The organism is Streptomyces sp. NPDC031064, assembly GCF_055570965.1.
This window is the reverse complement of sequence record NZ_JBVIGF010000005.1, coordinates 345,725-371,939: the sequence shown is the minus strand read 5'-3', so window position 1 is coordinate 371,939 and position 26,215 is coordinate 345,725. Positions and strand designations below refer to the sequence as shown.

Sequence of the window (26,215 nt, the reverse complement as noted above, 5' to 3'; positions counted from 1 at the left end):
AGTCGTTCCGCAGGGCTCGCCCCCCGTTGTGGGCAGTCGTCGTCCCGCAGGGCTCGCCCCCCGTTGTGGGCAGTCGTCCCGCAGGGCGATGGGGGTCCCCCCTGCTCGAGCGAAGCCGAGAGCTTGGGGGAGGGTGGGCACAACGGGACAGGGGCGGTGCCCGGCCCCGGTGACCCCGGGTGCGGGCCCGGTGGGTCGGGCGGCCACCCCCGGTGGGTGGGGGCGGGGCCCCTCCGGGCTCACCTCCTCGAGGCCGGCGGCCTTGGGCGCCACCCAAGGGAGCCCGGCCTTTGCCGCCAACCTCTGCGGGGGCGACCCTGCACGGCCCCGCCCCGGCCGTCGTCCGTCGGACGGTACGGGTCGCTCCCGGCGCCCCCTACGCCGCGTGCAGCGCCAGCGTCGGTGACAGGCGGGACGCCCGCACCGCCGGGTACAGCCCGGCCACCGTGCCGATCAGCAGCGTCGCGCCGAAGCCGCCGCCCACCGCCCAGGGCGGGACGACCCACGGCAGGCCGCCGGAGGTGGCGTACGCGCCGGTGGCCGCCGCGCCGAGGGCCACGCCCGCCAGGCCGCCGAGGCCCGAGAGCATCAGCGACTCGGTGACGAACTGGACGCGGATCTGGCCCCGGGTCGCGCCCAGCGAGCGGCGCAGCCCGATCTCGTGGCGCCGTTCGAGCACCGAGATGATCATGGTGTTGGCCACCCCCACCCCGCCGACCAGCAACGCGATGCCGCCCAGCCCGAGCAGCAGCGTCGAGAAGGCGCCCTCCGTCGCGGCCTTGGCGCGCAGTGCGGAGGAGGGGTCGGTGACCCGGACGTTCTGCGGGTTGCGCGGGTCGACCGTGGCGGCGAGGACAGCCCGGACGTCCCGTACCGACGCGTCCGTGGACCGCTCGTACACCGACGTGGGGTGGCCGTCGAAGCCGAGGAGCCGTTCGGCGGCCGCCCACCCCAGAAGGGCGGAGCGTTCGATCTCGGGGGCAAGCGGCAGGGGGTCGAGGATGCCGACGACCGTGAAGTACCGGTCGCCGATCCACACCTGACGCCCCGGCTCGGTGATCCCGAGCCGCTCGGCGGCGACGTGGCCGAGGACCACCGACGGGTAGCGGCCGTTGGCGGCGTTCAGCCAGGTGCCGTGGCCTACCCGGCCGCGCACCACCTTGAGCAGGTCCTCCGTGGCGGCCCGGACGGTGATGCCGCCCGTTTCCTCCTCGGGGATCTTCTCCGAGCGGCGCACGGAGTGCTTCACGTCGCCGGTCGCGCCCACCTGCTGGACGCCGTCGATGCGGCCGACCATGCCGGGGGCGTCCTTGGGCAGTTGGACGTCCTGCCCGGCGAACAGCGACTCGCCGGGCGTCGCCACCAGCATGTTGGTGCCGAGCGCGTCGAGCTGCCGCATCAACTGCGCCTTGCTGGACGCGGAGATGCCCACCACCGCGATCATGGTGGCGATCCCGATCGCGATGCCGAGCGCGGACAGCACGATCCGCACCGGCCGGCTGCGCAGCCCGGCGGCACCGACGTGCAGGACGTCACGGGGGCCGAGGCGGGCGGCTTTCAGTTTCGTACGGGACATCAGGCTGTCACCCCGTCGGCGACGATCCGGCCGTCGCGGATGCGCACCTGACGGGGCAGGCGTGTGGCGATCTCCTGGTCGTGAGTGATCACCGCGATGGTGGCGCCCTCCTCGTTCAAGTTCCGCAGCAGCTCCATCACCGCCTCGCCGGACGCCGTGTCCAGCGCTCCGGTCGGCTCGTCCGCCAGCAGCAGGTCGGGGCGGCCGACGACCGCGCGGGCGATGGCGACCCGCTGCTTCTGGCCGCCGGACAGTTCGTGCGGCCGGTGCCCGCGGCGGTCGGCCAGCCCCACGCGGGCGAGTGCCTCGGCGGCCAGGGCGCGGCGCCGGGCGCGCGGCAGGCCGGAGTAGAGGAGCCCTTCGGCGACGTTGTCCTGGGCGCTGACGCCCGGCACCAGGTGGAAGGCCTGGAAGACGAACCCGATGTGCCGGGCGCGCAGCGCCGACAGACGGCGGTCGGACAGGGCGGCCACGTCGTGGCCGGCGATCTCCACGCGCCCCGCCGTCGGCCGGTCCAGGGTGCCGACGATGTGCAGCAGCGTGGACTTGCCGGACCCGGACGGGCCCACGATCCCGACCAGCTCGCCCTGCTCGATGGCCAGGTCGACGCCGTCGAGCGCGGTGACGCCGCCCGCGTACTCCTTGGTGACGCCGGTCAGGCGTACGACCGTGCTCATACGGACGGCACCCCGACCTTCATGCCCTCGCGCAGCCCGCCTCCGCTGACCTCGACCCGGCCTTCGGAGAACATGCCCAGCTCCACCTTCACGTCCCGGCTGCGGCCCTTCTCGACCACTTCGACGCCGAAACCGCCTCCGGGGAGGGCGAGGAGCGCGTTGACGGGGACGGAGAGGACGTGTCGGCGGGTCTCACCGGTGAGCTTGACGGTGACCGGTGACTGGTCGAACGCCTTGACCTTGGACGGGTCGTCGAACGACACCGTGATGTCGATCTTCGGGGTCTTGTCCTGCGGGTCGTCGCCCGCCTTGGCGGTCTTGCCGACACCCGTCACCTTCCCGGGCGCGCTGGTGCCGTCGGGCAGTTCGACGGTCACCCTGGTGCCGGTTTTTGCCAGGGACCCGTCGGAGACCGGGAGCTGGAACCGTACGACGCGTTCGGCGCCGGTCACGGTGAGGACCGGCTTTCCCGGGCCGACCGGGTCGCCGGGCGCCGCGCCGGTCTCCTTCACCCGGACCGAACCGGACGCGAAGGCGATCTGGTCGGGCCCTATGCGGCCGGTCTGCTTCAGGTCGTGGGACTCCTGCCACCGCTTGACGGCGGCGGCGGTGCCCTCGGTGTACTCCTCGTCGACGGCGAGGCCGGAGCCGTACCCGAGGTCGCGGAGGTTCTCCTCCAGGTCCCGGACGTCCCTGCCCTCGTCGCCGGGCTTCAGCGTCCGGTACATCGGCCCGCCGCCGTGCATCAGCCGGACGGGCCGCCCGTCGACCTCGTACAGCCGCTCGTCGCGCTCGACGGTGGAACCGGCGCCCGCGATCCAGGTGAGGGTGCCGGACGGTCCGGCGTTGACGCGGCGCTCCTTGGCATAGCCCAGGGTGCCGGTCTGCTGACTGGTGTCGGTGAGGTCGCCGCGTTCGACGGTGGCGGTGGCGGGTGGGGTGTCCTTGGGGGTGGTCTGCTGTTCGGGAGCGCTGTACGCGGTCACGGCGGCCCCGCCGCCCGCCGCCAGGACGATGACGGCGAGCGCGACGGCGAGTCGGCGGCGGGTCACCGGGTCTCGCCCCCGCAGACCTTCATCGCCTTGTCGAACTTGTCCTTCTCCGGGCCGGCCGTCGGCATCGGCAGCGCCTGCTGCATCGACCCGTCGAACTTCGGGTCGGGCATGTTGACCCCGTTTTCACGCATACAGCGCGCGTACTTGAGCGCCTTGTCCTTGTCGGCCTGGGTGATCTCCCCGGAGCCGGCGGCGCCGCCCTTGCCGCGGCACGCCTTGAAGGCCTTCTCCATCTGTTCCTTGGTGAGGTCGCCGCCGATCGTGATGCCCCGCTCGTCCTGTCCCGGCTTGGGCTCGGGCACGTCCAGGCCCTGTTCGCGCAGGCACTTGCGGTACTCCAGGGCCTGGTCGGCCTTCTTGCCCTCGCCGCTGACGTCCTCGGTCTTGGTCCCGCTGTCCGTGCCCGAGCAGGCGGCGGCGAGCAGGGCGAGGGCGGCGATGGCCGTGCAGTGTCGGATTCTCATGGCTGTGGAGGGTGCCCGGGACGGGTGTTTCGCCGCTGCCAAGGGATTCGTTAACACCGACGAAAGGTGCCCGTGGGTTACACAGGACGCATGCGCGTACTGGTGGTGGAGGACGAGGAGTTCCTCGCGGAGATGATCGCCGAGGGGCTGCGCCGTGACGCGCTCGCCGTCGATGTCGCGTCGGACGGCCTGGAGGCACTGCGGAAGCTCCAGTTCGGGGCGTACGACGTGCTCGTCCTCGACCGGGACCTGCCGGGCCTGCACGGTGACGACGTGTGCCGCCGGGTGGTGCAGCAGGGGCTGCTGACCCGGATCCTGATGCTGACCGCTTCGGGCACGGTACGGGACCGGGTGGACGGTCTGGGCCTGGGCGCCGACGACTACCTGACCAAGCCCTTCGCGTACGACGAGCTCCTCGCGCGCGTGCTCGCCCTCGGCCGCCGGGCACGGCCCGCCCTGCCGCCCGTCCTGGAGCGGGCCGGCATCGTGCTGGACACGGCACGGCGCCAGGCCAGCCGCGACGGACGGCACCTGCACCTGTCGCGCAAGGAGTTCGCCGTCCTGGAGGCCCTGCTGCGCGCGGACGGGGCGGTCGTCAGCGGCGAGGACCTGATCGAGCAGGTGTGGGAGGAGCACACCAGCTACCGCACCAACGCGGTCCGGGTCGCCCTGAGCAAGCTGCGCGCCAAGCTCGGTCAGCCGCCCGTGGTGGAGACGGTCCCGGGCGCGGGCTACCGGATCGGCTCATGAGCCCCTTCGCGGGCGGTGAACGGGTGCGGCTCACCGCCCTGTACGGCGGGCTGCTGGTGCTGGCGGGGGCGCTGCTCACGGGCGTGGTCTACCTGCTGGTGCGGCAGGGGCTGTACAGCTCGATCAGTACGGCGGTGACGACGGCCGTCCCGGCCTCCACGTTCGCCCCCTCCACGCCGGCGCCGTTGCGCTCGGCCGTCCCGGCCAGTCCCATGCCGACGCCCGCGCCGTCGGACCTGGCCGTACGCGGCTACGCGGTCACCCGGCAGCTCAGCGACGCCGCCGAGGACGCAGCGCTGAGCCGGCTGCTGACCGTGTCGCTGCTGGTGCTGGTGGCGTACGCGGTGGTGTCGGTGGCCGTGGCGTGGTGGATGGCGGGGCGGGTGCTGCGGCCGGTCGCGGTGATCACGGAGACGGCACGGCGGCTGTCCGGCGAGAACATGCACGAAAGGATCGGGCTCGCGGGGCCGCCGGGGGAGCTGAAGCGCCTCGCGGACACCTTCGACGGGATGCTGGAACGGATGGAGCAGCTCGTCGGGGCCCAGCAGCGGTTCGCGGCGAACGCGGCGCACGAGCTGCGCACCCCGGTGGCGGTGCAGCGGGCGGCGGCGGAGATCGGCCTGGCGGGCGAGCCGGACGCGGAGCGGGTGGCCCGCATCCGTACGAAACTGATCGGCGTCGCGGACGACAGCGAGCGGATCATCGACGGGCTGTTGCTGCTGGCCGCGTCCGACCAGGGCCTGTCGGGCGACGTCGCGCCGGTCGCCGTCCATGAGGTCGCCCGGGCGGCCGTGGACGCCCTCGCGGCGGAGGCCGCCGAGCGGGAGGTGACGGTCACGGTCTCGGCGGAGCCGCTGACGGTCGAGGGCGACGCGGTCCTGCTGGACCGGCTGGTGCACAACCTCGTGGCGAACGGCATCCGGCACAACCGGGCGGGTGGCCGCGTGGAGGTGCGGACGGGACGGTCGGGGATCGAGGTGTCCAACACGGGCCCGGTGGTCCCGCCGGAGACGGTCCCGCTGCTCTTCGAGCCGTTCCGCCGTCTGACGGAACGCCGTCACGCCCCGGGGGAGGGCGCCGGGCTCGGCCTGTCGATCGTGACGTCCATCGCCCGCGCGCACGGCGCGTCGGCCACCGCCACGGCGAACCCGGCGCCGGAGGGCGGCCTGACGGTGCGGGTCACCTGGTCCGGGTGACGGATGGTCCTAGTGGCGGAAGAAGATCCGGTCCGCGTACTCGTTCATCACACGGCCGTTCCACTCGTGGCCGCCGTCGACGTTGCCGGAGCGCAGCAGTGGCGGCTCGATGCCGCGCGCCACCAGGGCCTCGGTCGCGGCCGCCATCACCGCCTGCATGACGGCGCTGGTGACGACCGTGGACGCCGGTGCGAAGGGGGCCTCCACGCCCTCGTGGGTGAGCTCCGCGTCCCCCACGGCGATCTTGGAGTCCAGCACGATGTCGCAGTGGTCCTTGAGGAAGGTGCCGGACACGTGCCGGGACTTGGTCTCCTCCGCGTACGCCACCGACGTCACCCCGATGACCTTCAGACCCAGCGCGCGGGCGTTCATCGCCATCTCGACGGGCAGGGCGTTGCGGCCGGACAGCGAGACGATGATCAGTACGTCGCCGGCCCGGGCGGGCGAGGAGTCCAGGACCGCGCCGGCGAGACCGTCCACCCGCTCCAGGGCCGAGCCGAGCGTCGCGGGCATCACGTCGACGCCGACGACGCCCGGTACGGCGAGCAGGTTCACCAGCGCGAGCCCGCCGGCCCGGTAGACCACGTCCTGGGCCGCGAGGGAGGAGTGGCCCGCCCCGAACGCGAACAGCCGGCCGCCGTCGGCGACCGTGTCGGCGATGGCCGCGCCGGCGGCGGCGATGTTCCTCGCCTCCTCGTTGCGCACCCGCTGGAGCAGGCCGATCGCGGCGTCGAAGAATCGACCGGCCAGCTTGCTCTCGCCGATGGCGTCAGGCATCGTCGGGCCCCTTCTCTCCGTGTCGCGGATCACGTTGCGGTCTGGACCATTGCTCTGTCAATACCGGGCTTGTCCACAGGGCGGCACGGTTGTCGGCGCGATGCGCAAGAATTGAGTCAGGGCCAGCGCACGAATCTTTCGAGGGGCACGTATGTCCGGACTGATCGACACCACGGAGATGTATCTCCGCACCATCCTCGAGCTCGAAGAGGAAGGTGTGGTGCCCATGCGCGCCCGCATCGCCGAGCGGCTGGACCAGAGCGGGCCGACCGTCAGCCAGACGGTCGCGCGGATGGAGCGGGACGGTCTGGTGACCGTCGCGGGCGACCGGCACCTGGAGCTGACCGACGAGGGCCGCCGCCTGGCCACCCGCGTGATGCGCAAGCACCGGCTGGCCGAGTGCCTGCTGGTCGACGTGATCGGCCTGGAGTGGGAGCAGGTCCACGCCGAGGCGTGCCGCTGGGAGCACGTGATGAGCGAGGCGGTGGAGCGCCGCGTGCTGGAGCTGCTGCGGCACCCGACGGAGTCGCCGTACGGGAACCCGATCCCGGGCCTGGAGGAGCTGGGCGAGAAGGCGGAGGCCGAGGCGTTCCTCGACGAGGGCATGGTGTCGCTGGCCGAGCTCGACGCGGGCACGGAGGGCAAGACCGTGGTGGTGCGCCGGATCGGCGAGCCCATCCAGACGGACGCCCAGCTCATGTACACCCTCCGCCGCGCGGGCGTCCAGCCCGGCTCGGTGGTCAGCGTCACCGAGTCCCCGGGCGGCGTCCTGGTCGGCAGCAGCGGCGAAGCCGCGGAACTGGGCGCCGACGTCGCCGCCCACGTCTTCGTCGCCAAGCGCTGACGGTCCGCCGGGCGGGGCCCGGCCGCCCGTGGGCGTGCGGCTGCCTTCGCGGACGCACGCCCGACCGCTTGTGGGCATTCGTGCCGCAGGGCGGTGGGGGCCCGGGGCGGAGCCCCGGAAACGGGCGGAACGGCAGCGGGGGCGCGCGGCGCGTGCCAGTCTTGGCGTCGGGCAGACCTGAGCGCGCGGGGAGGGGAGCCGGCTTGACGCGGCCGTCAGACATGGAGAGCCCCGGCGCCCATCGGCGCCGGGGCCTCACCTCCCCTGTGTCGACCCGGAGCCCCGAGCTCTCAGGGTCGTCCCCCTCGGACCGTTTTCCCCGAGCGGCCCGCCTCCCGATGAAGATCTCCCCTCGGCGGCGGCCGTCAATCCTTGAGCCGGGTCACTCGAACGAGCGGTGTTGCGAGCGAGAGCCCCGTTTTCGAATGCAGGTTCGATAGTCTGGCTGCGCATGTGAACAGAAGGGGGTGTCAGGACACATGGTGCGACGCATCGACCTGACCGGAGCCGACGGCTTACGCCTCGCCGCCTGGGAGTTCGCCGACCCGCCCAAGGGCCGGGCGTCCGGCGACGAGGTGCCTGGGGTGCTCCTCCTCCACGGCCTGATGGGCCGGGCCTCGCACTGGGCCTCGACCGCGCGCTGGCTCACCGAGCGGTACCGGGCCGTCGCGCTCGACCAGCGTGGGCACGGGCGCAGCGACAAGCCCGCCGAGGGCCCCTTCACGCGGGAGGCGTACGTGGCCGACGCCGCCGCCGCGGTGGAACAGCTCGGGATCGGTCCCGCGATCCTCATCGGCCACTCCATGGGCGCCCTGACCGCCTGGCAGCTCGCCGCCGAGCGCCCCGACCTCGTGCGGGCGCTCGTCATCTGCGACATGCGGGCCTCCGCCCTGGGTGCCGCGTCCCAACGGGAGTGGCAGGAGTGGTTCCGCTCCTGGCCGCTGCCCTTCGCCACGCTCGCCGACGTACGGAAGTGGTTCGGCGAGGACGACCCCCGGGTGGAGCGCCCCAACCCGGCGCGCGGCGAGTTCTTCGCCGAGGTCATGGCCGAGGGCGCCGACGGCTGGCGCCCCCTGTTCTCCCGCCGCCAGATGCTGACCTCCCGCGAGACCTGGGTCTACGACGCCCACTGGGAATCGCTGGCCCAGGTCCGCTGCCCCACCCTCGTCGTCCGTGGCCTCGATGGCGAACTGGGCCGTGCGGAGGCCCAGGAGATGGTCCGCGTCCTGCCCCACGGGCGGTACGCCGAGGTACCGGACGCCGGCCACCTCGTCCACTACGACCGGCCGGACGGCTGGCGCGCCGCCATCACGCCCTTCCTGGAGGACGTCAGCCCTTGCTGACCGCCGTCAGGATCTCCGGCAGCCGGTCCGCCGTGCGCGGCGCGGCGAGGCGGAGGCCCGCCCAGGTCAGCAGCGTGCCCCAGCCGGCGCCCAGGGCGAGGAGGAAGAGCCGTGCCGCCATGTCGGCTCCGGTCGCGTTCAGCCACACCGTGAGGGCGATCAGCGGGGCGCACAGCAGCGCCGCCGCGACCATGCCGCCCAGGATGGAGATCCACGCCAGCCCCGCCTGACCCGGCGCCACGTTCTTGAAGCCGCTGTCCTGCGGGATCGAGTACGGGAAGCGGGCCGAGGCCACCGCGCCCGTGCCCAGCATCGCGCCCAGCACCCCGAACGACAGGCCCAGCGCGTCGGGCAGCACCCGCCAGTCGCCGAGCACGCCCGCTGTCAGGGCGGTCACGAGGACCACGTACGGAAGGGTGATCAGGGCGAGTGCCAGCGCCCGCGCCCGCAGCTCCTCGTAGGCGTCCCGCGCCGAGGAGATCGTCATCGCGACCATCCAGAAGGCCGAGGTGTCCTGGCCGAACTGGTTGTACATCAGGATGCCGAGCATGCCCGCCGCGAAGCACGCGAAGTACACCGATCCCGTGCCCTGCAAGGCGTTGAACAGCGGCACGATCAGGCCGATCGCCAGCGATGTCACCCACGCGGCCTTGGTCTTCGGGTCACGCGCCACATAGCGCAGACTCCGCTGCATCACCGTGCCCGCACGCCCCTCGGGCCACAGGCGGCCGACGGGCCCGGTGGAGGCCGCCGCCTCGCGGCGGGACGGGCGCGAGGCCGCCGCCAGTGTCGACCCGTCCGGGGCCGTCATCAGCTTCTCCAGGCTGCGCCGCCACGCGAACAGCAGCGCCGCGAGGGCCGCCACCGACAGCAGGAGCCCGGCCACCGCCTCCCCGTAGGCTCCCTCGCCCGCCGAGTCGACCGCGGCGAGCGCCGACGCGGGCGGCACCCACCGCACCACCTCCGCCGCCGGGTCCAGCGCCGACAGGCCGCCCGCCCGGCCGAGCCGCTGCGCGCCGAAGTTGACGAACTGGATGCCCACCGCGATCACCAGACCGCTCAGCACCGCCAGGTCCCGGCCCTTGCGGGACGTCAGCAGCCGGACGTTCCCCGCCGCGACCGCCCGCGCCAGCGCCACGCACACCAACAGCACCAGCGGCACGGCCACCACCGCGACCGCCACCGCGAACGCCCCGCGCGCCAGCGCGAGAGCCGAACCGACCGCCAGACACAGCGTGAACAGCGGACCGATACCCACCAGCGACGACACCAACAGCGCCCGCACCAGCGGCCCCGGACGCAGCGGCAGCATCACCAGCCGCGTCGGATCGAGCGTCTCGTCACCGCTCGGGAAGAACAGCGGCATCACCGCCCACCCCAGCGCCACGAGTCCCGTCAGCAACACCACCACGGTCGCCGCGTGCTCACTGCCCCGCAGCAGCACCAGCCCCAGCAACTGCCCCGCCGCGAACAGCAGCGCGAGCACGGCGGAGGTGACGTACGCCGCCGTACGCCCCGCCGACTGCCGCAGCCCATTGCGCAACAGGGACAGCTTGAGCCGTACGAAGACGGAGATCACCGCGCACCGCCCAGCCAGTCCAGCGACTCGCCCGTGTCGCGCCCGTGCGCGCCCACCAGCTCCAGGAACGCCGCCTGCAACGACGGCGCACCGCCTCGCACCTCCGCCAGCGTGCCGTGCGCCCGGATCCGGCCGGCCGCCATCACCGCGACCCAGTCGCACAGCGACTCCACCAGCTCCATCACATGGCTGGAGAAGACGACCGTCGCGCCGGATGAGGTGTACCGCTCCAGGACGCCGCGGATCGTCTGGGCCGACACCGGGTCGACGCCTTCGAACGGCTCGTCGAGGAAGAGCACTTCGGGGTTGTGCAGCAGGGCCGCGGCGAGACCGATCTTCTTGCGCATGCCCGTCGAGTAGTCGACGACCAGTTTGTGCTGGGCGCCCGCCAGGTCGAGCACGTCCAGCAGTTGCGCGGCCCGCTTGTCGACCTCGGCACCGGGCAGCCCCCGCAGCCGCCCGGTGTACGCGAGGAGCTCCCGCCCCGACAGCCGCTCGAACAGCCGCAGCCCCTCCGGCAGGACCCCGATGCGGGCCTTCACCTCCGCCGGGTCGCGCCACACGTCGTGCCCCACCACCTCGACCCGCCCCTGGTCGGGCCGCAGCAGCCCCGTCACCATCGACAGGGTCGTCGTCTTGCCCGCCCCGTTCGGGCCCACGAGCCCGATGAACCGGCCCGCCGGGAGCGTCAGATCGATCCCGGCGACGGCGATCTGCTCGCCGAACCGCTTCCACAGCCCCTCGACACGAACGGCGGGCGGCGCCGCTCCCGGCGCTCCACCCGCCACGTCATCGACCGTCCCGTCCGGCATGGTCACTGCCTTCCGTCGTCCCCGTCGTTACGGGAACCACCCTACGGACGGGCCGGGGCGCACGCAGGGGCAGAATCCGGCAGTCTGCGCTGCTCAGCCTTGCCGGGCCCGCGCCGCGGCGGCCTCCCTGGCGGTGGCGGCCTCCCGGGCGCACGCGTACGCCAGCGGGCAGATCAGCTCCTCGATGTCCGGCAGCCACCGGTTCGCCGGCGTGGGGCGGCGCGCCCACTGCACCGCGCCGTGGCCGCCCACCCGGGTCGGCGGCGCCGCGACGTAGTGGCCCTCGCCCCGCGCCACCAGGTCGATGCCGCTCGGCGACCAGCCCAGTTTGCGCACCAGGTCCGGCACCTTGGCGGCGGCGCCCGGCAGGACGAAGAACATCATCCGGCGGTCGGGGGTGCAGGTGACCGGGCCGAGCGTCAGGTCCATCCGCTCCATCCGCGCCAGCGCCAGGAAGCCCGCCGCCTCCGGCACGTCCAGCGCGTCGAACGTGCGGCCCGTCGGCAGCAGGATCGATGCCTTCGGCTGCTTCCCCCACAGGCGGCGCGCCACCACCGCGCTGCCCGTCGCCTGGGTCGCCCAGTCCGGCCGGGCGGGGTGCGCACCCGCCGCGGGACACGCGGTGTCGCCGCACGAGCACCGCTCCATGCCGTCGACCGCCTCCAGCCAGGTGCCGGGGAACACGTCCCAGTGCCGCTCTTCCGCGTACCGCACGGCGCTGTCCAGCAACTGCTCGCCTCGCTGCTTGGGGATCTGTGCGGCTTCCGTGACTCCGATGGTCTCTTCCACGGTCAGCACAACTACCGGCCCCACCCGGGGTTACGGGGCGCGGGACGGGAGGCCGAGGCGCATCGATTCGGCATCCGGGGCGCATGGATGCACGGACGGGGGCGCGCATGGGGACCGGGAGCGGTGGCCGGGTAGCCACAGTCGGGGGAGGTGACCGGTCTACCGATATCGCATGACGTATCAGACTTCATCGGTCTTCATGGCACCAAGGGGGACCACACGTTCATCCATGCACTTCCGTAACTGTCCGTGCCCTTCTTGGTGCTTCATCGGTTTCGTCAGTATTCGCAGGTCAACTTCTGCATTCTCCGTATATCAGCCGGGCAGTGATCAGCGAGACTGATCACCGCGGCAACAGGGGGTAGTCATGGCAGCGAGGCCGCTCGTCGCCCGTCAGCCGAACGAACGGTTGCAGGCTCTCATCCAGGAAGCAGGGTGCTCCAACGCCGGGCTCGCCCGCCGCGTCAACATGGTCGGGCAGGAGCGCGGGCTCGACCTGCGGTACGACAAGACGTCGGTGGCGCGCTGGCTGCGTGGCCAGCAGCCGCGCGGACGGGCCCCAGGGATCATCGCCGAGGCGCTCGGCCGCAAGCTGGGGCGTACGGTCACGATCGACGAGATCGGCATGGCCAACGGCAAGAACCTGGCCTCCGGGGTGGGGCTCCAGTTCTCCCCGACCGTGCTCGGGGCCATCGAGCAGGTCTGCGAGCTGTGGCGCAGCGACGTGGGGCGGCGGGACTTCCTGTCCGGTTCGACGGTGGCCGCCTCCGCGCTCGTCGAGCCCAGCCGGGACTGGCTGATCACGGCCGCCGACCCGCAGGTGGCGCGGCAGGCCGGCGCCCGGGTCGGGATGGCGGACGTCGAGGCGGTACGGGCGATGACGGCCGCGCTGGTCGAGCTGGACCACCGGTTCGGCAGCGGCCATGTGCGGCCCGTGGTGGTGCACTACCTGAACAGCGTCGTGTCCGGGTTGCTGTCCGGCTCGTACCGGGACACCGTCGGCCGTCAACTCTTCGCCGCCGTCGCCCGCCTGACGGAGCTGGCCGGGTACATGGCGGTGGACACCGGGCAACCGGGGCTGGCGCAGCGGTACTACATCCAGGCGCTGCGGCTCGCGCAGGCGGCCGGTGACCGGGGGTACGGCGGGTACGTACTGGCCGCGTCCATGAGCCACTTGGCGGCGCAGCTCGGCAACCCGCGCGAGATCGCCCAGTTGGCGCGGGCCGCTCAGGAAGGGGCGCGGGGGCATGTGCCGCCGAGGGCGGAGGCGATGTTCCTGGCGGCCGAGGCGCGGGGGCACGCCCTGCTCGGTGACGCGCACGTGTGCCAGGAGGTGGCGGCCCGGGCGGTGGCCGCGATGGACCGGGCGGACCCGGAGGCGGGTGACGACCCGGCGTGGATCGCCCACTTCGACCGGGCGTACCTCGCCGACGAACTGGCCCACTGCTACCGCGACCTGGGCCGGCCCGAGGAGGCGGCGCGGGCGGCGACCGAGTCGCTGGAGGGCCACCCCGAGGCGCGGGCGCGGCGGCGGGCGATCGGCCTGGTGCTGCTGGCCACGGCGCAGGTCCAGCAGCGCGAGGTGGAGGCCGCCTGCCACACGGGCACGCGCGCGGCCGAACTGCTCGGCACGCTGCGTTCGTCGAGGGGGGCGGAATACCTGGACGACCTGCAACAGCGCCTGGAGCCGTACGCGAACGAGCCGGCAGTCCGTGAATTCGGCGCCCGGCTGGAGCTCCAGGCCGCCTGACGCGGCTTCCGGGCACCGGGGTCTCGGTGACTTCCGTATCGGCGTCTTCGGTATCAGCGTCTTCGGGAAGGTTCTTGTTACGGCCGCCACACACGTGTGCGCGGGCTCTGCGTCACCCGGTAGCGTGAGCCGACGCTTCCGTAGGTTTACAGGTTTACACGTAGGAGTCCCGGTGACGCAGAGCGGACAGGGTCAGGAGCCGCACCTTCCCGCGGCGCGGCCCGCGCACGAAGGTGTCGTGCTGCCCGCCGAGGGCAGTGAGACCTGGGGCGCGGCGGGCGCCGGGCCGGCCGGGGGCCAGCCGTGGGGCGGCCCCTGGGGACCGCCGGGCGGCCACCAGCAGCCCCTCCCGCCGCAGCAGCCGCAACCGCAGCCCGGTGCGTACCAGCAGCAGCACCAGCACCAGCACCAGCAGCAGCCCCAGCCGCCGCAGCAGGACGCGTACGGGACCGTCGCCCAGCCGCTGCCGCCCGAGGTCACCCCGGGCGCCGGTGACGCGGACGCCACGCAGTACCTGCCGCCGGTCGCCACGCCGGGCGCCGGGCCGATGCCCATGCCGATGCCGCTGCCCCCGGAGAACCCGGCCGAGTCGACGCAGTTCCTCGGCACCCGCCCGGCGGGCCACGACGCGGACGCCACGCAGTACATACCGCCCGTCCCGCCCCAGCCGTCCGGCGCGCCCTACGGGATACGCCCGGGGGCGCCCGGCGACCGGCAGCCCCCGGCCGAGTTCGACAGCCTGTTCCGCGACGACGCGGCCGCGACGCAGCACATGCCCCCGTACGGGGCGGCGCCCCAGGCTCCGCGTCGGCAGCACCAGCCCCAGCCGCCCCAGCAGTACCAGCCCCAGCAGCCCTACCAGGAGCCGTACCGGGAGCCGGCGGCGCCCCGGCGGTCGTCGAAGCTGCCCCTGATCGCCGCCGTCGTCGTCGGCTGCGCCGTCCTCGGGCTCGGCGCCGGTGCCCTGCTCAGCGGGGGCGACGACGACAAGAAGGGCCCGTCGGACAAGACCGACGTCGCCGCCGCCAGCTCGCCCACCCCGGGCGGCTCCCAGGCCGCGCCCGACCCGGCCAGGACGCAGGCGGAGGCCCTCGACAAGCTCCTCGCGGACAGCAACAACAGCCGCGACACGGTGATCCGTTCGGTCGAGAACATCAAGAAGTGCCAGAACCTCGACCAGGCGGCCACGGATCTGCGCGGCGCCGCCGGGCAGCGCCGCCAACTGGTGACCCGGCTCCAGGGCCTGGCCGTTGACCGACTGCCCAACCACGCCGCGCTGACCACCGCGCTGACCGAGGCCTGGCAGGCGTCCGCCTCCGCCGACGACCACTACGCGGCCTGGGCCGCCGAGGTGAAGGGCAAGAAGGGCTGCAAGGGCGGCAAGGCGCGCAGCACGGGGCATTTCGAGCAGGGCAACAAGGGCAGCGGTGACGCGACGACCGCGAAGAGGAAGGCGGCCCCCATCTGGAACGGCATCGCGGGCACGTACGGTCTGACCCCGCGCCAGCCGAACCAGCTCTGAGCGGCCGGACTCCGGACCGCTAGAGGGCGGAGGCCTTGCGGAGCGTCGGGCCGACGTCGACGAACCCGTCCTTCTGCGCCACCAGTCGTCCCTTGCGTACGACCTGGAAGGTGACCTGGTGGTTCACGATCCGCGGCAGGTCCGGCGTACCGAGCATGTCCTCGTAGCGCCAGCGCAGCGGCGGCGTCAGGCCGCCGGTGTCGACCCGCACGCCGCGGTCGAGCGCCTGCCCGATCCGGCCGGAGGTGACCTCGTCGTCGCCGAGGGACTCGACGACCGCCGTCAGGACGTTGTACGCGATCCAGGTCGTCTGGACGCCCGCGTCCGCCGGGTCGATCCGGTTGTCGCCGAAGGCGTGCTCGCGGATCACCCGCTTCATCGCGTCCCAGCGCTCGTCGCCCGCCTCCGGGTACCAGCCGGTGATGTAGGCGCCCTCGAAGGGGCCGTTGGCGCCGCCGGTGCGGTCCACGAGCGGCTGGTCGACGCTGCCGAGGACCGAGGAGACCTTGACCTCCCGGCCGTCGGGCGGGAGCCGGCGGAAGGAGTCGAAGAAGTTCGCGGTGTGCTCGCCGAGCGCGGCGGTGACACAACCGCCCTCGTCGCCGACCCGCTTGCGGGACTGCCGGGCCTCCTCGGTGTACTCGCCGGCGTCGTCGGCGGCCGGGATGTCCACGGCGGTGCGGTGGTGGCCCTGGGCGAGGCCCGAGTTGAGGATGAGCGGCAGGTCGGCGCCGGTGATGGAGTCGGGCCGGACGAGGGAGACGCGGTCGCACGCGTCCGCGAGCTGGATGCCGTTGCCGGCGAGCAGCGCGGCCTGGCCGCCGTTGACCGGGTAGGAGACGGGGCTGCGGAACTCGTCGTCGGTGAGGCCGTAGCCGCCGATGTAAGGGATGCCGGCGGCCTCCAGCGGCGGCATGAAGGCGCGGCCGTTGCGGCTGTACGAGCCGACGACGGCCACCACGCCCTCCTGGACCGCGCGCCGGGCGCAGGCGGCCGCGGCCGTCGGCTCGTTGCCCGCGTTGCAGGTGAGCACGCGCAGCTCGCGGCCGTTGATGCCGCCTCTGGCGTTGATCCACCGGGCGTACGCCTGCCCCATGGCGGGCATCCCGGGCATATTGGTCGCGCGGGTGTTCTCGGGCGCCCACGTCATGACGGTGAGAGGGTCCCTGGAGCCCCCCGTGGCCCCAGGGAGCACCCCGCACCCGGCCAGGAGGCACGCCGAGCCGATTGCCGCCGCGGTCCTGATGAGGGAGAGGGTGGAGGAAGAGCGTCGCCTGCCGTTACCGGTCATGGTCATGCACAATTCCGCCCCATGGGTAACGCGGGAGTGAGGCCGGTTCAACGCTCGGTGACGCCGAGGTGAATTACGGGGGCCGGTCCTCGGCGCGTTCGGGGGAACGTACGATCGAAACGTGTCAGCTTCCGTGAACTCTTCCCGTCGCGGCCGTCGCTCCTCCACCATGGGCGGCATGCCGCTCAACGACATGCCGTGGTGGCGCTGGCGCGCCAACGTGCGCTCGGCGCTGCACATGCTCTCCGACCCCGTCTTCCACCAGGAGTGCTGGCTGGCCGGCCTCGACGGGTACGGGGACGTCACCGACGCCGTGTACCGGCTGGTCGAGGACACCTGGCTGGACAACTGGTCCGCCGAGAAGTACGTCGGCACCATATTCCGGGACTCGGGCGAGGCCGCGCTGGTCGACGTCGCGGTGCTGCGGGTGCTGCGGATCATGCACCAGGTGGGGCCGGACGCCCCGGTCTCCGCCTACATGGGGCACCACGGCTGGCCGGAGGCGGTACGGGCGGCCCGTGACGCGCACGTACGGCTGGCCGTCAACGACGGCGAGGACCCGGACGCGCCGCCGCGGTCGCTGGACGTGCTGCGGATCATGACCAGGTCCGCCTGACGGACCGCCGTCCGGGGGCGTCGCCCGGATGTGGCATCCTGCCAGGATGACCGACCAGTACGTCCTCACGCTCTCCTGCCCGGACAAACAGGGCATCGTGCACGCCGTTTCGAGTTACCTCTTCATCACCGGCTGCAACATCGAGGACAGTCAGCAGTTCGGAGACCGGGACACCGGCCTGTTCTTCATGCGGGTCCACTTCTCGGCCGAGGCGCCGGTGACGGTGGAGAAGCTGCGCGCGAGCTTCGCGGCGGTCGGGGACTCCTTCGCGATGGACTGGCAGATCCACCGCGCCGACGAGCGCATGCGGGTCGTGCTGATGGTGTCGAAGTTCGGTCACTGCCTGAACGACCTGCTGTTCCGTACGCGGATCGGCGCGCTGCCGGTCGAGATCGTGGCGGTGGTCTCCAACCACACCGACTTCGCCGAGCTGGTCGCGTCGTACGACATTCCGTTCCACCACATTCCGGTCACCAAGGACACCAAGCCGCAGGCGGAGGCCGAGCTGCTGGAGCTGGTGCGCGCGGAGAACGTCGAGCTGGTGGTGCTGGCCCGGTACATGCAGGTCCTGTCGGACGACCTGTGCAAGCAGCTCAGCGGCCGGATCATCAACATCCACCACTCGTTCCTGCCGAGCTTCAAGGGCGCCAAGCCCTACCACCAGGCGCACGCGCGCGGCGTGAAGCTGATCGGCGCGACGGCCCACTACGTGACGGCCGACCTCGACGAGGGCCCGATCATCGAGCAGGAGGTCGAGCGGGTGGGCCACGACGTCACGCCGGAGCAGCTCGTCGCGATCGGGCGGGACGTGGAGTGCCAGGCGCTGGCGCGGGCGGTGAAGTGGCACGCGGAGCGCCGCATCCTCCTGAACGGCCGCCGCACCGTCGTCTTCGCGTAGGCCTCCGCCCGCGGTACGTGGCCCACGGCTGGGCACCGCCCTGGGAGCGCCCACGCAAGGTCACCGCCCCGGTGCGCAGCCCGCGGCCGGGCGCCGCCCCGGTCCCGTTGTGCCCACCCGTCCCGCCCTGCGGGACGACTGCCCACAACGGAGGCGGGTGTGTGCCCTGTGGGGCCACTGCCCGCAACGGGGCCGTGCGGGCGCAGCCCGCGCTGGGCGCGGCGCAGCCCGCGGCCCCTTCCCTCGCGGCGCGAAGCTGCCGCGCTGGGGGTGTGGGGGCGTGGCCCCCACGTACAACCAACCTCCCCCCGCCACGGGGCGGGGGGAGCCGGAGGCGGCGGCCCCGGCGGCTACAGGCGGCTGAGCGAGGCCGCGGCGAGGAGGACGTCGCGGATGGCTTCGCGGTCGCCGTCTTGGCCGGCGGCGGCTTCGTCGGGGGTGATGTGGCCCGCGACCAACTGGCAGAACTCGACGGCGTCCAGGGCGACCTGGGCGACCTTGCGGTCGGGGGAGCCGATCGCGGCGGGGGAGTCGAGGGCGATGTACCAGTCGCCGCCGCCGGAGCCCTCGACCTCCAGGTGGAGCGAGCGGCCGGGGGCGCCGGCCGTCACGAGGTGGCGGGCCGGGGCGGCGAGCCCCGCGCGGCGGCGCTCGGCGAGGGCGGCCGGCAGTAACCGGGCCGCCAGGTCGATCATGCCGTGCAGGTGGGTGGCGCTGGGCGGCTCGTACGGGTAGTCGACGGCGGTCGCGATGTCGTCCGCGTGCACCCAGCACTCGAAGGCCCGGTCGAGCAGCGCGTCGCGCAGCGGCAGGGAGAAGTCGCCGTACGACACGGACAGTTCCGCCACGCCGCGCCCCGCGAAGGAGACCGTGCGGATCAGGGTGTGCGCCTGGTCGCGCCACGGCTCGCGGACCGCTCTGGTGGGCGGGTGGTGGGCACCCTGCCAGTACGCCTCGGTCCGCTCGGCCGGCGTCTTCGCCGACAGCGAGTCGTCCAGGCCGATCGCCGTCGCGACGAGGCTGTCGACCGCCTGGAGGTGGCTGATCACCCCCGCCACGGTGGTGCGGCGGCTGACGGACCGGTCGCGCTGGAACCACCTGAGCCGCACCGGCGCGTGCCACTCGGAGTCGCCGATGTCCCGCAGCAGCGCGTCGAGCCGGGCGGTCTCCGCGTCGTACGGCCCGGCCCAGTCGGGCACCGGGATACGCGCCGGGCGGCGGCCCAGGCAGTTCTCCAGCACCCGGGAGCGCAGCAGCGGGTCCAGGTCGAGGTCCCGCTCGTGGTGCAGCAGGCCGACCGCGTCACGCAGCCGCAGGGCCTCCTCCGCACAGGGCGCGCACTCGGTCAGGTGCTCCTCGACGGCGACCGTCTCCTCGGGCGAGCAGGCGGACAGCGCCCACGCGCCGAGCAGCGACTGGAGGACCTTGTGCGGCAGGGGCGGCGCCGCCACCTCGGGCGCGGGCAGGGCCTCGCAGTTGTCGGCGGCCCGCCTCGGGGACGGTATGCGCGGCACGCCGCCCACCTCCTCGTGGCCGTCGCCGTGGCCGTCGCCGTCCAGCGGCCCGGTCATAGCGCCCGTCCGTCCAGTGGCCGGGTGTTGGCGGTGGACAGCAGTTGGAGCCCGAGCCGCAGCCGGCGCCGTGCCTCGTCCTCGGTCACGCCGAGGTCTGCGGCGGTCTGGCGGTAGTCACGGCGCTGGAAATAGGCCAGCTCCAGCGCGGCGCGCAGCGGCGCCGGCATGGACTGGACGATGAAGTCGGCACGGGCCGACACGGCCGCGCGGCGCACCTTCTGCTCCAGCTCCTCGGTGGAGCCGCCGCCCCGCTCCGCGTACGCCTTGGCCTCCGCCTGGCGCAGCCGGTGCACGGCCTGGCGGCGGGTCAGCTTCGCTATCCAGGAGCGCATGGAGCCCTCGCGCCTTGGGTCGTACGCGTCCGGGTTCTCCCACACGTAGCCGAACACCTCGCGGGTGACCTGGTCCGCGGCCGACTCGTCGTCGAGGACGCGGTGCGCGGTGTTGTGCACGAGGGAGGCGAAGCGGTCGTACAGCTCACCGAGCGCGGCCGCCTCGCCGCGCGCCAGCCGCTGCTGCATCTTGCGGTCCCAGCGCGGTGGTGTGTCCTTCGCCATAGGGAGCCCTCCCGACCCGACTCCTCTCGAATGTAATGGGCCGTACCGACAACGCGCCCCTCTTTGTGGCAAGTGCGTCCCGCGCCGGTCCGGGATGGTAAGGAAACCGTCACTGTGCGTGGATCGTGTTTCATGGGAGAACCACGGGGCAGCAGGGGCGCAAAGGAAGCACTGCTTCCGGTTCATGTTCCCGTTCATTTTCCCGGTCGGATCGGCGAAGGGTAGGCGCGTGACGCTCACGGTGGACGAAGCCGAGCACGGCGCCTGGACCGTGCTCAGCGTCCAGGGCGAACTGGACCTGGTCTCCTCACCCGTTGTCCGCAGACGCGTGCACGACGCGGTCGCCGAGGGCAGACGTGACGTCGTCCTCGACCTGTCCCAGGTGCTGTTCTGCGACTCCAGCGGCGTCGGCGTGCTGATCGCCTCGCGCCGGCTGCTGCACTCCTGCCGGGGCCGGCTGCGGCTGATACTGCCCGCTCAGGGGGCCGTCGACGGTTCGCACGTCAACCGGGTCCTGGCGGCCCTCGGCGTACGGCGCCTGTTCTCGGTGTACGCGGACGTGGCCTCGGCCACCGGCGAACAGGACGAACAGTTGTCCGCGTGACGGCGACCCCGTCGCGTCGTACCCTCCCGGCATGGACGCAGAGGAGTTGTACCAGCGCCGGATCGCCTCACGGTTCGCCGCGTTCGACCAGGACGGCAACGGCCATATCTCCCGCGAGGACTTCACGACGGCGGCCGGCAGGCTGCTGGAGGAGTTCGGCATCTCGTTCCGTTCGGACAAGGGCCAGGCGCTGGCCGGTGGCGCGGAGGCCTTCTGGCAGGGCCTGGCCGGTATCGCCGACGTGGACGGTGACCAGCGGGTGACCCGGGCGGAGTTCGTGAGCGGCGCGGTGAAGCGGCTGCGGGACAACCCCGACCGGTTCGCCGAGATCGCCCGCCCCTTCGTCAGGGCCCTGCTCGCCGTGGCCGACCAGGACGGTGACGGCAAGGCCGGCACGGCGGAGCTGGAGCGTGCCCTGCGGGTGCTGGGCGTCGAGCCGCACGCGGCGGCGCTCGCGGCCGAGTCGATGGACCTGGACCGCAGCGGGCTGGTCGACGAGGAGGAGGCCGTCACGGCCTTCGCCCGGTACTTCATGACCCAGGAGCCTCACGCCTCCGAGTAGCGTTCGCGCAGTTTGTACTTGAGCACCTTGCGCAGCGTGTCGTTGCGCGGCAGGGCGTCCACGACCTCAAGCCGCTCCGGCAGTTTGTGCACCGCCAGGCCCTCGCCGCGCAGGAACGCGGTGAGGGCCTCCAGCGTGAGCGCGCCGGTGGCCTCGACGACCGCGCACACCAGCTCGCCGCGCTCCTGGTCCGGCAGGCCGACGACGGCCGCGTCCCGTACCGAGGGGTGCCGGTGCAGCAGGTCCTCGATCTCCTTGGCCGAAATGTTCTCGCCCTTACGGATGATGATGTCCTTGACACGTCCGGTGAGCACCAAGTGGCCGGATTCCGTGAGGTACCCGAGGTCCCCGGTGCGCAGGAAGCCGTCGGAGTCGAACGCCTCGGCGGTCTGCGCCGGGTCCAGGTAGCCCCGGCACACCGCCTCGCCGCGCAGCCGGACCTCGCCGTCGACGATCCGTATCTCCATGCCTTCCGGGGGCCGGCCCTCGGTGTGGGCGAGGTTGTCGTCGGTGTCGTCCGGGGAGCCCATCGTGATCATCGGGACCTCGGTCATGCCGTAGCCGTGGGTGAGGCGGCAGCCCATCTCCCGTACGACGTCGTGGTACAGCTCCGGAGGCTTGGGCGCGCCGCCGCCCGCGAGGAGCCGGAGGGTGGGGATGAGCTTTTGGCCGGGCTGCTTGCGCTGCTCGGCGAGGAACATGGCGTAGAAGGCGGTGGAGCCACCGGCCGTGGTCACGCCGTGCGCCCGGTAGGTCTCCAGGGCCTCGGGCAGGGCGAACGTCTCGAAGAGGACGGCCGGGAACCCGTACAGCAGGAGCATGACGAGGTAGTCGAGGCCGCCGATGTGGGCGAAGGGGAAGGCGATCGACCCGACGTCGTCGGGCGTCAGGCGCAGCGCGTGGGCGAGGCAGGAGCCGCCCGCGATCAGTGAACGGTCGGTGTGCAGGACGCCTTTGGGGTCGGATGTCGTGCCGGACGTCCAGTAGATCCACCGCACGTCCGCCCCCGAGGCGGGCGGCGGCACGGGCAGGCCGGCGGGGTCGGCGTCGGGGAGGGTGTCGTACGCCTCGAAGACGCCGCGCGCGCCGAGGCGGTGCGCCATGGCGGTGTGGTCGAAGCCGCGCCACCGGCCCGGTACGGCGAGGAAGTCGGCCTTGGACTCGCGCAGCGCGAAGCCCACCTCCCGGTCCCGGTAGAACGGGATGACCGGGGACTGGACGGCGCCGAGACGGGCCAGGGCGACGGTGAGGACGACCGTCTCGACACGGGTGGGCAACTGCCAGGCGACGACCGTGCCGGGCCGGACGCCCATGTCCCACAGCCCGGCCGCCGTCCGTTCGGCGCGGTCGCGCAGGGCGCCGAAGGTCAGGCGCCGGTCGCCCTGGAGGAGGGCGGGGCGGTCCGGGGTGAGGCGGGCGCGGCGGTCGGCGAGCTCCCACAGGGTGGGCGAGGCGCCCAGGGCGTGTGCGGTGTCGGTGTCCGGCACGGTGCGCTCCTCCGTTGCTGACGGTTAGTCAGATCAGTGCGGTGAGCGTAGGGCGGTGTGCCTTGTCGGTCCAGGGGTGCGGGGCTAGCCTGCGAGCGACAGAGCTGACGGAGCGTCAGAAAACGGAGGCGTCATGACGGAACTGCCTCGGATCATCAGCGTCGACGACCATGTCATCGAACCGGCGCACCTCTTCGAGACCTGGCTCCCGGCCAAGTACCGCGACCGCGGGCCCAAGCCGCTGACCACCGGGATCGGCGAGCTGGAGTACGTGGGCGGGAAGTACCGGATCACCATGGACCCGGACGGGCCGCCGGCCGACTGGTGGATCTACGAGGACCTGAAGTTCCCGTACAAGCGCAACATCGCCGCCGTCGGCTTCGACCGCGACGACATGACCCTCGAAGGCATCACCCGGGCCGAGATGCGGCGCGGCTGCTGGGACCCGAAGGCGCGCCTCGAGGACATGGACCTCAACCACGTCGAGGCCTCGCTCTGCTTCCCCACCTTCCCCCGCTTCTGCGGGCAGACCTTCGCCGAGGCCGAGGACAAGGAGGTGGCCCTGGCCTGCGTCCGCGCCTACAACGACTGGATGGTGGAGGAGTGGTGCGGCGACAGCGGCGGACGGCTCATCCCGCTGTGCCTGATCCCGCTGTGGGACATCGGCCTCGCGGTCGCCGAGGTCCGGCGCAACGCCGCCCGGGGCGTACGGGCGGTCACCTTCAGCGAGATCCCCACCTACCTCGGCCTGCCGTCGATCCACTCCGGGTACTGGGACCCCTTCTTCGCCGTCTGTGAGGAGACCGGGACGGTCGTCAACATGCACATCGGGTCCTCCTCGCAGATGCCGGCGGCCTCCCCCGACGCCCCGCCCGCCGTACAGGCGTCGCTGTCCTTCAACAACGCCATGGCGTCGATGACGGACTTCCTCTTCTCCGGCGTCCTCGTGAGGTTCCCGGCGCTGAAGCTCGCCTACAGCGAGGGGCAGATGGGCTGGATCCCCTACGCCCTGGAGAGGGCCGACGACGTGTGGGAGGAGCACCGCGCCTGGGGCGGGGTGCGCGACCTGATCCCCGAGCCGCCGTCCACGTACTACTACCGGCAGATCTTCTGCTGCTTCTTCCGCGACAAGCACGGCATCGCGTCCCTGGACGTGGTCGGCCGTGACAACGCCACCTTCGAGACCGACTACCCGCACGTCGACTCCACCTTCCCGCACACCAAGGAGGTCGCCCTCGACCACGTCAAGGGCCTGGACGAGGAGACGACGTACAAGCTGATGCGCGGCAACGCCATCCGGATGCTCGGCCTGGACCTCGTCTGATGGACCTGGCCCACACGGAGGAGGAAGAGCGCTTCCGGGCGCGGCTGCGGGAGTGGCTCACGGCCGTGCTGCCCGGCCTGCCGCCGAAGCCCGACCCCGCCGACTGGCCGGCCCGCCGCGCCTACGACACCGCCTGGCAGCGCATGCTGTACGACGCCGGTTACGGCGACCTGCACTGGGCGGCCGCCCCAGCACTGCGGCTGGTCTTCCTGGAGGAGACCGAGCTGGCCGGCGCGCCCTACGTGGGCGCCAACTTCGTCGGCCTGCTGCACGCGGGCCCCACCATCGCCGCCGAGGGCACGGCCGAGCAGCGCGAGCGGTGGCTGCCGCCCATCCTGAAGGGCGACCACGTGTGGTGCCAGGGCTTCAGTGAACCCGGCGCGGGCTCGGACCTCGCCTCCCTGCGCACGCGCGCGTGGCGGGACGGCGACCACTACGTGGTCAGCGGGCAGAAGATCTGGACCTCCCACGCCGAGGTCGCCGACTGGTGCGAACTGCTGGTGCGCACCGACCCCGAGGCCCCCAGGCACCGGGGCATCACCTGGCTGGCCATGCCCATGGACGCCCCCGGCGTCACCGTGCGGCCGCTGCGCACGCTCGCCGGGACGGCCGAGTTCGCCGAGCTGTTCCTGGACGAGGTCCGCGTGCCCGTCGCCCACCGGGTGGGCGCGGAGAACGACGGCTGGCGGGTCACCATGGTCACCCTGTCGTACGAGCGCGGCACGGCGTTCGCCGGAGAGGTGGTCGCCTGCCGCCGGGTCCTGGGCGAACTGGCGCGCGAGGCCCGCCGCAACGGCCGTTGGGACGACCCCGTGCTGCGGCGCCGCCTGGGGCGGCTGGGCGCCGAGTTCCGCGCCCTGTGGCGGCTCGTCCAGTGGAACGTGAGCGAGGCGGAGGCGACCGGCACGGTGCCCGGGGCGGGCGGTTCGGTGTTCAAGCTGCGGTACTCGCACGCGCGCCAGGAGCTGTACGACGCGGCGGCCGAGGTGCTGGGCGCGGACGCCCTGGACCTGGACCGGGAGTGGGCCCGTGACCGGCTGTCGTCGCTCTCGTACACCATCGCCGCCGGGACCTCGCAGATCCAGCGCTCCATCCTCGCCGAGCGCGTCCTCGGCCTGCCGAAGGGACGATGACGGTGGATTTCCGGCTCGACGACGACCAGCGGGCGCTGCGGCGGGGCGTGCGGGAGCTGCTGGAGGGACGGTTCGGACGCGACGCGCTGCGGACGGCCGTGGACACGGGCGTGCTGGACCGGAAGCTGTGGCGGGAGCTGGGCGCGGCCGGGTTCTTCGCGCTGCGGCTGCCGGAGGAGGACGGCGGGGCCGGGCTGGGGCTGGTGGAGGCGGTGCTCGCCTTCGAGGAGGCCGGGCGGGTGCTGCTGCCCGGGCCGCTGGTCGCCACGCACCTGGCGGCGGGGCACGTGGAGGGCGCGGCGGAGGGCGAGGCGGTCGTCACCGCCGTGGACGGGACGCTGGTGGAGTGGCTGGACGCCGCCGACGCCGTACGGGGAGGTGAGGTGCGCGGCGCCCGGCCCGTCCGGTCGGCCGACCCGCTGACGCCGCTGCACCGGGTGCCGGCGGGCGCCGCGCCCGCCGACCCGGTGGCGGTGCTGCTCACCGCCGCCGAACAGCTCGGCAGCGCGGGGCGTACGACGGAGATGGCGGCGCGGTACGCGCGCGAGCGCGAACAGTTCGGCCGCCCCATCGGCGCCTTCCAGGCGGTGGCCCACCTGTGCGCGGGGATGCTGGAGCGCGTGGAGGCGGCGCGCGTGGCGGTGTACGCGGCCGCCGTCACCGCCGACCCGGTGGACGTCGCCGCCGCCAAGCTGCTGGCGGACGAGGCGGCCGTGCGCGGCGCCCGGGACTGCCTCCAGGTGTACGGCGGGATGGGCTTCACCTGGGAGGCCGATGTGCACCTGCACCTGAAGCGGGCGTGGGTGCGGTCCCGGCGGTGGACGGGGACGGCTGAGGCGGAGGAGGCGTGTGCGGCCGCGCTGTGCGACGGAGGGTGAGGCGTTCCCTCGGGCTCACCTCAAGGGTGAGACGGTCACGCAGCGTTGATATCGGGTTGTTGCCTTGCGAGTACTCGTCACGGCCTGGAGTCGGCGCCCGCCTCCGGTACGCTCCGGGGAATGCGAGTGGTTCAGAGGCTGGGACGCCCCGGTGTTG

At 73.0% G+C, this 26,215-nt stretch carries 25 protein-coding genes; 13 read left to right on the top strand and 12 right to left on the bottom strand.

Annotated features, from left to right (window positions below):
* Positions 1-376 precede the first annotated feature (376 nt).
* From ACZ46W_RS20530 to ACZ46W_RS20515, 4 genes are read right to left on the bottom strand one after another with little or no spacing between them, the layout of a single operon-like run.
* On the bottom strand, positions 377-1,576 hold the full coding sequence (locus ACZ46W_RS20530; RefSeq protein WP_468339416.1) for an ABC transporter permease: 1,200 nt from the start codon (positions 1,574-1,576) through the stop codon (positions 377-379).
* Entirely contained in the window at positions 1,576-2,253 is a 678-nt protein-coding gene (locus ACZ46W_RS20525) for an ABC transporter ATP-binding protein (RefSeq protein ID WP_468339415.1), read from the bottom strand. The genes ACZ46W_RS20530 and ACZ46W_RS20525 overlap by 1 nt, the downstream gene beginning before the upstream one ends.
* On the bottom strand, positions 2,250-3,305 hold the full coding sequence (locus ACZ46W_RS20520) for an efflux RND transporter periplasmic adaptor subunit (RefSeq protein ID WP_468339413.1): 1,056 nt from the start codon (positions 3,303-3,305) through the stop codon (positions 2,250-2,252). The genes ACZ46W_RS20525 and ACZ46W_RS20520 overlap by 4 nt, the downstream gene beginning before the upstream one ends.
* Positions 3,302-3,772 (bottom strand): hypothetical protein, encoded by a 471-nt coding sequence (locus ACZ46W_RS20515; RefSeq protein WP_468339411.1) that lies wholly within the window; start codon positions 3,770-3,772, stop codon positions 3,302-3,304. Before ACZ46W_RS20515 ends, ACZ46W_RS20520 begins: the two co-directional genes overlap by 4 nt.
* Before the next feature lie 90 nt (positions 3,773-3,862).
* Between ACZ46W_RS20515 and ACZ46W_RS20510 the strand changes: the two genes are divergently transcribed.
* Positions 3,863-4,522 (top strand): response regulator transcription factor, encoded by a 660-nt coding sequence (locus ACZ46W_RS20510; protein ID WP_468339409.1) that lies wholly within the window; start codon positions 3,863-3,865, stop codon positions 4,520-4,522.
* Positions 4,519-5,718 carry a sensor histidine kinase gene (locus ACZ46W_RS20505; RefSeq protein ID WP_468339407.1) on the top strand — a complete coding sequence of 400 codons (1,200 nt, stop codon included), beginning with the start codon at positions 4,519-4,521 and terminating at the stop codon, positions 5,716-5,718. Before ACZ46W_RS20510 ends, ACZ46W_RS20505 begins: the two co-directional genes overlap by 4 nt.
* 9 nt (positions 5,719-5,727) lie before the next feature.
* Here ACZ46W_RS20505 and ACZ46W_RS20500 read toward each other — a convergent pair whose 3' ends face one another.
* Positions 5,728-6,483, bottom strand: coding sequence for an SIS domain-containing protein (locus ACZ46W_RS20500; RefSeq protein WP_468339856.1), 756 nt, complete (start codon positions 6,481-6,483; stop codon positions 5,728-5,730).
* Between the two features lie 163 nt (positions 6,484-6,646).
* Here ACZ46W_RS20500 and ACZ46W_RS20495 point away from each other — a divergent pair, with 163 nt between their 5' ends.
* Both ACZ46W_RS20495 and ACZ46W_RS20490 read left to right on the top strand, forming a co-directional pair.
* Positions 6,647-7,339 carry a metal-dependent transcriptional regulator gene (locus ACZ46W_RS20495; protein WP_366128851.1) on the top strand — a complete coding sequence of 231 codons (693 nt, stop codon included), beginning with the start codon at positions 6,647-6,649 and terminating at the stop codon, positions 7,337-7,339.
* Positions 7,340-7,818: 479 nt separating this feature from the next.
* Complete coding sequence (locus ACZ46W_RS20490; RefSeq protein ID WP_468339405.1) at positions 7,819-8,682, top strand: alpha/beta fold hydrolase; 864 nt, start codon at positions 7,819-7,821, stop codon at positions 8,680-8,682.
* Here the strand turns inward: ACZ46W_RS20490 and ACZ46W_RS20485 are convergent.
* The 3 genes from ACZ46W_RS20485 to ACZ46W_RS20475 form a co-directional block, all read right to left on the bottom strand.
* A complete protein-coding gene (locus ACZ46W_RS20485) occupies positions 8,669-10,261 on the bottom strand; it encodes a transporter (protein WP_468339403.1) in 1,593 nt (530 codons plus the stop codon). The genes ACZ46W_RS20490 and ACZ46W_RS20485 overlap by 14 nt on opposite strands.
* Positions 10,258-11,073 (bottom strand): ABC transporter ATP-binding protein, encoded by an 816-nt coding sequence (locus ACZ46W_RS20480; RefSeq protein ID WP_468339401.1) that lies wholly within the window; start codon positions 11,071-11,073, stop codon positions 10,258-10,260. Before ACZ46W_RS20480 ends, ACZ46W_RS20485 begins: the two co-directional genes overlap by 4 nt.
* A 93-nt stretch (positions 11,074-11,166) precedes the next feature.
* Positions 11,167-11,862: a bifunctional DNA primase/polymerase gene (locus ACZ46W_RS20475; protein WP_468339854.1), complete on the bottom strand. Its 696-nt coding sequence runs from the start codon at positions 11,860-11,862 to the stop codon at positions 11,167-11,169.
* Positions 11,863-12,229: 367 nt separating this feature from the next.
* Between ACZ46W_RS20475 and ACZ46W_RS20470 the strand changes: the two genes are divergently transcribed.
* Both ACZ46W_RS20470 and ACZ46W_RS20465 read left to right on the top strand, forming a co-directional pair.
* Positions 12,230-13,612 carry a tetratricopeptide repeat protein gene (locus tag ACZ46W_RS20470; protein ID WP_366128846.1) on the top strand — a complete coding sequence of 461 codons (1,383 nt, stop codon included), beginning with the start codon at positions 12,230-12,232 and terminating at the stop codon, positions 13,610-13,612.
* A 172-nt stretch (positions 13,613-13,784) separates the two neighbouring features.
* A complete protein-coding gene (locus tag ACZ46W_RS20465; RefSeq protein ID WP_468339398.1) occupies positions 13,785-15,134 on the top strand; it encodes a hypothetical protein in 1,350 nt (449 codons plus the stop codon).
* A gap of 19 nt (positions 15,135-15,153) precedes the next feature.
* Here ACZ46W_RS20465 and ACZ46W_RS20460 read toward each other — a convergent pair whose 3' ends face one another.
* Entirely contained in the window at positions 15,154-16,425 is a 1,272-nt protein-coding gene (locus ACZ46W_RS20460; RefSeq protein ID WP_468339852.1) for an ABC transporter substrate-binding protein, read from the bottom strand.
* A 169-nt stretch (positions 16,426-16,594) separates the two neighbouring features.
* On the opposite strand from ACZ46W_RS20460, the gene ACZ46W_RS20455 reads away from it, so the two are divergent.
* Both ACZ46W_RS20455 and purU read left to right on the top strand, forming a co-directional pair.
* Complete coding sequence (locus ACZ46W_RS20455) at positions 16,595-17,041, top strand: SCO4402 family protein (protein WP_366129101.1); 447 nt, start codon at positions 16,595-16,597, stop codon at positions 17,039-17,041.
* Positions 17,042-17,087: 46 nt separating this feature from the next.
* Positions 17,088-17,939: a formyltetrahydrofolate deformylase gene (gene purU, locus ACZ46W_RS20450; RefSeq protein ID WP_366128842.1), complete on the top strand. Its 852-nt coding sequence runs from the start codon at positions 17,088-17,090 to the stop codon at positions 17,937-17,939.
* A gap of 350 nt (positions 17,940-18,289) precedes the next feature.
* On the opposite strand, the gene ACZ46W_RS20445 is transcribed toward purU, so the two are convergent.
* Together ACZ46W_RS20445 and ACZ46W_RS20440 are read right to left on the bottom strand one after the other, a co-directional pair.
* On the bottom strand, positions 18,290-19,510 hold the full coding sequence (locus ACZ46W_RS20445; protein ID WP_468339396.1) for a zf-HC2 domain-containing protein: 1,221 nt from the start codon (positions 19,508-19,510) through the stop codon (positions 18,290-18,292).
* On the bottom strand, positions 19,507-20,070 hold the full coding sequence (locus ACZ46W_RS20440) for a sigma-70 family RNA polymerase sigma factor (protein WP_366128840.1): 564 nt from the start codon (positions 20,068-20,070) through the stop codon (positions 19,507-19,509). The genes ACZ46W_RS20445 and ACZ46W_RS20440 overlap by 4 nt, the downstream gene beginning before the upstream one ends.
* Before the next feature lie 229 nt (positions 20,071-20,299).
* Between ACZ46W_RS20440 and ACZ46W_RS20435 the strand changes: the two genes are divergently transcribed.
* The gene (locus ACZ46W_RS20435) at positions 20,300-20,674 is read left to right on the top strand and encodes an STAS domain-containing protein (protein ID WP_468339394.1); all 375 of its coding nucleotides are present in this window, start codon (positions 20,300-20,302) and stop codon (positions 20,672-20,674) included.
* Between the two features lie 31 nt (positions 20,675-20,705).
* Positions 20,706-21,236 (top strand): EF-hand domain-containing protein, encoded by a 531-nt coding sequence (locus ACZ46W_RS20430; RefSeq protein WP_468339392.1) that lies wholly within the window; start codon positions 20,706-20,708, stop codon positions 21,234-21,236.
* Here the strand turns inward: ACZ46W_RS20430 and ACZ46W_RS20425 are convergent.
* On the bottom strand, positions 21,221-22,723 hold the full coding sequence (locus ACZ46W_RS20425; protein WP_468339390.1) for a class I adenylate-forming enzyme family protein: 1,503 nt from the start codon (positions 22,721-22,723) through the stop codon (positions 21,221-21,223). The two genes, ACZ46W_RS20430 and ACZ46W_RS20425, sit on opposite strands and share 16 nt — an antisense overlap.
* 133 nt (positions 22,724-22,856) lie before the next feature.
* On the opposite strand from ACZ46W_RS20425, the gene ACZ46W_RS20420 reads away from it, so the two are divergent.
* Genes ACZ46W_RS20420 through ACZ46W_RS20410 form a run of 3 tightly spaced genes read left to right on the top strand, consistent with a single transcriptional unit; the run spans position 22,857 to position 26,058 of the window.
* A complete protein-coding gene (locus ACZ46W_RS20420; protein WP_468339388.1) occupies positions 22,857-24,047 on the top strand; it encodes an amidohydrolase family protein in 1,191 nt (396 codons plus the stop codon).
* Entirely contained in the window at positions 24,047-25,180 is a 1,134-nt protein-coding gene (locus ACZ46W_RS20415) for an acyl-CoA dehydrogenase family protein (protein WP_468339386.1), read from the top strand. Before ACZ46W_RS20420 ends, ACZ46W_RS20415 begins: the two co-directional genes overlap by 1 nt.
* Positions 25,177-26,058 carry an acyl-CoA dehydrogenase family protein gene (locus ACZ46W_RS20410; protein WP_468339384.1) on the top strand — a complete coding sequence of 294 codons (882 nt, stop codon included), beginning with the start codon at positions 25,177-25,179 and terminating at the stop codon, positions 26,056-26,058. The genes ACZ46W_RS20415 and ACZ46W_RS20410 overlap by 4 nt, the downstream gene beginning before the upstream one ends.
* Positions 26,059-26,215: the final 157 nt, after the last annotated feature.